The following is a 4,998-nucleotide window of genomic DNA, read 5'->3' on the forward strand; positions in this document are numbered from 1 at the left end:
CGGTGGCGGCAGTGCCGCGCGCACGGGTGGGAGCCACGGCGCGGGCGTCGCTGGCGGCGCGGGCCATTTCTGCTTCCAGCGCCTCCACCTGGGCCACCACGTCGATGTCCACGCGGTCCCACGGCTGGGCCGGGTGCACCCGGTAGGCCTTGCCGTCCTCTGGTTGGGGCAACAGGTGGGCGTGCTGGTAGGTCAGCGGCTCGCCCCATTCGTTCACGGTCAGCACGCCGAAGCCGTCCAGCCGCAGGAACAGCAGGTCCATCAGGTCTTCCTGCGAAAGCAGGTCCGGCCCCAGGTGGGTGTGCAGCAGGCGCAGGCCGCGCAGGCGGCCCGTGCCCGTGCGGGCGCGGGGCAGCTCCGGAATGGTGATGGCCCCGGTGTCGCCCACCAGCACCATGGCCACGCGGCCCTGCCGGTCGATGAGCACGGCCACCTGCCGCCCCACGCTACGGGACAGGGCGGCCAGTTCGCGGGCCTGCTCGTGCGAATAGCCCCCCACGGAGGGGAAGCGGCGCTGGTACAGACGGGTCAGGGCCTTGACGTGGCTGGGCTTGAGCCCCTGGGTGTTGCCGAGAACCTTGGCGATGGGAGTGCTCCTGCGCTGGCGGAATGAAACGTGGTGCGCCCGATCGGCTGCGGTCGGCTGCCCGGCGCGAAAGTGCATCATACGCGGAAGGGGCGGCGCGGGGAAGCGGGACATGGGGTGAGGGCGGCGGAAACGGGCGCTTCCTGCCGGGAGGGGCGCTCACTGGCCTGCCTGGCATGTCTGCCATGTCTGGCCTGTCTGGCGAACCCGCGGACCCGATACAGGATGCGGGAGCGGCGTCATGCAAAACCGGGCGCCCTTGCGGACGCCCGGTCGGCAGTCGAAGCGGGTGCCAGAAGCCTATCTTGCCGCCGCCGCCAGATAATCGGCGATCATACGGTCATAGGCCGCCGTGGCGGCAAAGGTGAGCACTGACATCTCGCGCCGGAATTCCAGCCCCACGCGCATGGAATTGGTGCGCATTTCCTCCATGGCCCGCCCGTAGTACGCGGGCGAAGGCAGCACAAGGATGGAGTGGTAGTTCTTGGCCGCGGCGCGCAGCATGCACGGGCCGCCGATGTCGATTTCCTCCACGGCCTGCTTGAGGTCCAGCCCCTTGGCCGCGGCGGTGGCGAAATCGTACAGGTTCACACAGATCAGGTCGAACGGGGCAATGCCCAGCTCGCGCAGCGTGGCCACGTGTTCGGGGTTGTCCTTGTCGGCCAGTACGCCGCCGTGGATGTGCGGGTGCAGCGTCTTCACCCGGCCCCCGAGAATTTCGGGAAAGCCGGTCACGCGGCTGACGGGGGTGACCTTCAGCCCCGCGCCTTCGAGCATGCGGCGCGTGCCGCCGGTGGAGACGAGTTCCACGCCGTTGCCCGCCAGAAAGGCCGCGAATTCGGCCAGGCCGCTCTTGTCCGTGGCGCTCATGAGCGCCCGTTTGATGGGCAGGAACTCCATGCGTTCTCCTTGTCGCGGAATCTCGTAAACGTTCACTTGCCAGTGCCAGAAGAAGCCCGCCAGCGCAAGCACGTGAGCGGCAGGCCACGCCATGCGGGGCAACGGCAACGGCGGGGTAGCGGGGGGCATGGCGCGCACAAAACAACCGCAATGCGCATTGCGGTTGTTCAGGCATGAAAGACGCGCGGCGCATGGAATGACTCCGTGCGCCGCGCGTTTGTTTGCAGCGGGTTGGGCACGTGCCCCTGAATGCGGCGTTACGCCTTCTTCGCCAGCCCCAGCCTTGCCACCACGGCCTCGGCGGCGGCCAGGGTGTAGGCCTCTGGCGACAGGCGCGCCTTGTCTTCCGGGCTGACCACCAGCGCGGGCGCGTTGGCCAGGCTGGCGTCCGGCGTCACGCCGTATTCGGGCGGGAAGCTGTTGGTGAAGTACATGTCCTGGAAGCCCGCAAACTTCAGGCTGTGCGCCGTGGCGTCGAGCACGGCGTGCTCGTCCGGCGACACCAGTCCCAGTTTCCGGGCCTTGATCAGCCCGGCCAGGCATTCGCCACCCTGGGTGCAGGCGATGTGCCCGTGGCGGTTGCCCCGGATCATGGCGTCCATGATCTCCTGCTCGGTAACCTGCACCACGCAGAAGGCCCGTTCGCCCCCTTCGGCCATGAACCTGTCCGCCAGCGCCTTCACGCGCGGGAAGGACACCGGGTTGCCGATCATGGCCGCCTGGGCCACGCTGGGCTGCACGGTGACGGGCGCGTAGGTGCGGGTGGCCGGGTCCGGCTGGCTGTAGTAGCGCCACACCGGGTCGGCATGGTGCGACTGCACGCCGATGACCCGCGGCAGGGCGTCGATGACGCCAAGGCGCAGCAGTTTCAGGAAGCCCGCCATGATGGCCGTGACGTTGCCCGCGTTGCCGATGGGCACGAACACGCACTGGCCCTTCATGTCCCAGCCGTACCACTGGGCCACCTCGAAGGCGTATGATTCCTGCCCCAGGATGCGCCAGCTGTTCTTGGAATTCAGCAGGGCCACCCGGTAGTTTTCGGCCAGGTGTTCCACCACCTTCATGCAGTCGTCGAACACGCCGGGAATTTCCAGCACCGTGGCCCCGCTGCCGAGCGGCTGCGAAAGCTGCTGCGGGGTGACCTTGCCGTGCGGCAGCAGCACCACCGACTTCACCGGCCCGCCCACGTACGAGGCGTACAGCGCGGCGGCGGCGGAGGTGTCGCCCGTGGATGCGCACACGGTCAGCACCTCGTCCCAACCGTGCTTGCGCACCAGCGCCTTCAGGTAGCTGAACGCGCAGGCCATGCCCCGGTCCTTGAACGAGGCGCTGGGGTTCTGGCCGTCGTTCTTGAAGGCGAAGGGAATGCCCACTCCATCGCGCAACACGGGGGCCGCCTCGACGATGGGGGTGTTGCCCTCGCCAAGGTACACGATGTCCTCTTCTTCCAGCACCGGGGCCATCAACTCGTAGAAGCGGAAGATGCCGCGCAGGGCGGTGGTGCGGGTGGCGGCGCGGGCGTCGAACAGGGCGCGCCATTCGGAGCCGGTGCGCTGTTCCGCCAGCGTGTCGAAATCGAGGTCTTCCAGCAGGTACACGCCGCCACAGCCGGGGCAGGTGTACAGCAGTTCGTCGATGCCACGGCGCTCTCCGCAGCCAAGGCAGACGTACTCCATCCGCGTGCGCTCGGTCGGAAAGTCGTGACCGGGTGCGGGACAGGGCATGGGACTGGACGTGGGACAGGACATGGGGCCGGTCTCCTTGGAATCGTGCAATGCAGCAGTTGTGGCGCCTTGCCGTGGCACCGGCGACAAGGCCGGGGCGGCGCCGTGAAAACTACTTTTCCGGCGTGGCGCCGGGTTCGCCGTGGGCGGCGCAGCCGCACCCGCAGGGGGCCTGGTCGTCTGCCTGAGCGGTAGAAGCGGCGCACGTGGCGTCGTCAGCCGCGCAGCCGGTGGGCGCCGCATCGTGGTGCTTCTTCTGCCAGGGCTTTTCCTCGCCGCGCGCCAGCCGCCCGATGTTCTCGCGGTGGCTCCAGTACACCAGGGCCATGACCACCAGCGCCAGCGGCAGCAGCTTCCACTTGCCGTACACCAGCAGGAATACGGGCAGGGCCGTGACCAGGGTCAGCGAACCCAGCGAGACGAAGCCGGAACGCCAGATCACCAGCAGGCAGGCAATGCCCGCCAGCACCAGCTGCCCGAAGGCCAGCGGAATGAACACGCCCACCGTGGTGGCCACGGCCTTGCCCCCCTTGAAGCCCAGGAAGCAGGAGTGCAGGTGGCCGACCAGGGCGGCCAGCGCCGTCAGGCTGTGAAAGAATGCCGAATCGCTGAACGACATGGCGATGGCCACGGGCAGCGCGCCCTTCAGCGCATCGCACAGCAGGGTGGCCACGCCCCACTTGGTGCCGCACAGCCGGGCCACGTTGGTGGCGCCCACGTTGCGGCTGCCGCCGGTGCGCGGGTCCACCCCGCAGAAGGTGCGGGCGAACACCAGCCCGAAGGGGATGGAGCCCATGACGTAGGCGATGGCGATCCAAAGCAGATTACCCATCATGATCGTGCCTCCTGCGGGGGCTGGGTGGGTGAAATGTCGTTGCCACGGTCATCCGTGCGGGGGGGGCGCGCCGTCGCTTCGGGAACGCGCACCGTGCCGGGCCACAATGCCGTCACTCTTCTTCCGCGTCCAGTATCTGGATTTCGTTGTTCAGCGGGTGGATCTTGCCCACCCGCACCCGGAAGTGCTGGCCGGGGTTCACCTTGTCGCCAAAGGTGGAGCGCCGCCCGCGCAAAAACAGCTGTTCGCGCGGCAGGCTGACGGTGACGAAGGCGTCGTTTTCTTCCGTGACCACGGCGTGCCACCAGGTCTTGTCGCCCTTCTGGCGAAAATGCAGCAGCTTCCAGTAGCGCGGGCGAAAGCGCTGCACCTGCCCCGCCGCGTCCAGCCGGGCGTTCAGCAGGGGCAGCATGGCGTCCAGTTCCTCGCGGGTCCAGCGGCCCTGCCCGGTGGCCAGCGCGTGCAGCACCTGGGTTTCGTTGATCAGGTCCGGGTAGCGGCGCAGTGGCGAGGTGACCGGGCTGTACGCGGGCACCCCGATGCCCGCATGGGGCCGGGGCGAGGTTTCCAGCAGCGACGAGGCCAGGGCCTTGACCACCCGCGCCACCTCGTGCGGGGCGCGCCACACCCCGGCGTATTCGCGCGGAATGCCCACGTCCTGGGTGCGGTGCAGCAGGGCCACGCGGTTCTCACCGGCCCAGCGGGCCACCCCGGCGTTGGCGAGAATCATCATCTCCGCCACGATGGCCTGGCTGCGCGGCGTGAACGGCTGGTCCGCGATGTCCACCACGGTGGCGGAGCCTTCGCCGGACAACGTCACTTTCGGATCGTCGCGTTCGATGATCACCGCCCCGCGTCCGATGCGGTGGGCTTGCAGGGCGCGGGCCAGCCTGTCGGCCACGGCCAGCCGGTCCGCGTGGGGGGCTGCCGCGTTGTCCGGCAGGGGGATGGGC

4 protein-coding genes and 1 pseudogene are annotated in these 4,998 nt (G+C 68.8%); all 5 read right to left on the bottom strand.

Features of this window, described 5'->3' with window-relative positions; translation table 11 throughout:
* Positions 1-667, bottom strand: a pseudogene (locus FVW27_RS07705) (GTPase HflX); the annotation flags it as partial.
* A gap of 219 nt (positions 668-886) precedes the next feature.
* Positions 887-1,486, bottom strand: a complete 600-nt coding sequence (locus tag FVW27_RS07710; RefSeq protein WP_167124077.1) for an IMP cyclohydrolase — start codon at positions 1,484-1,486, stop codon at positions 887-889.
* Positions 1,487-1,743: 257 nt separating this feature from the next.
* Positions 1,744-3,162, bottom strand: coding sequence for a threonine synthase (gene thrC / locus FVW27_RS07715; RefSeq protein ID WP_208294688.1), 1,419 nt, complete (start codon positions 3,160-3,162; stop codon positions 1,744-1,746).
* Between the two features lie 160 nt (positions 3,163-3,322).
* On the bottom strand, positions 3,323-4,045 hold the full coding sequence (plsY, locus tag FVW27_RS07720; protein WP_341806107.1) for a glycerol-3-phosphate 1-O-acyltransferase PlsY: 723 nt from the start codon (positions 4,043-4,045) through the stop codon (positions 3,323-3,325).
* 112 nt (positions 4,046-4,157) lie between these two features.
* Positions 4,158-4,998: RNB domain-containing ribonuclease (locus tag FVW27_RS07725; RefSeq protein WP_167124079.1), on the bottom strand; the 841-nt coding region annotated here is incomplete at its 5' end.

Source organism: Nitratidesulfovibrio liaohensis, assembly GCF_011682075.1.
Classification (GTDB): Bacteria; Desulfobacterota; Desulfovibrionia; order Desulfovibrionales; family Desulfovibrionaceae; genus Cupidesulfovibrio; species Cupidesulfovibrio liaohensis.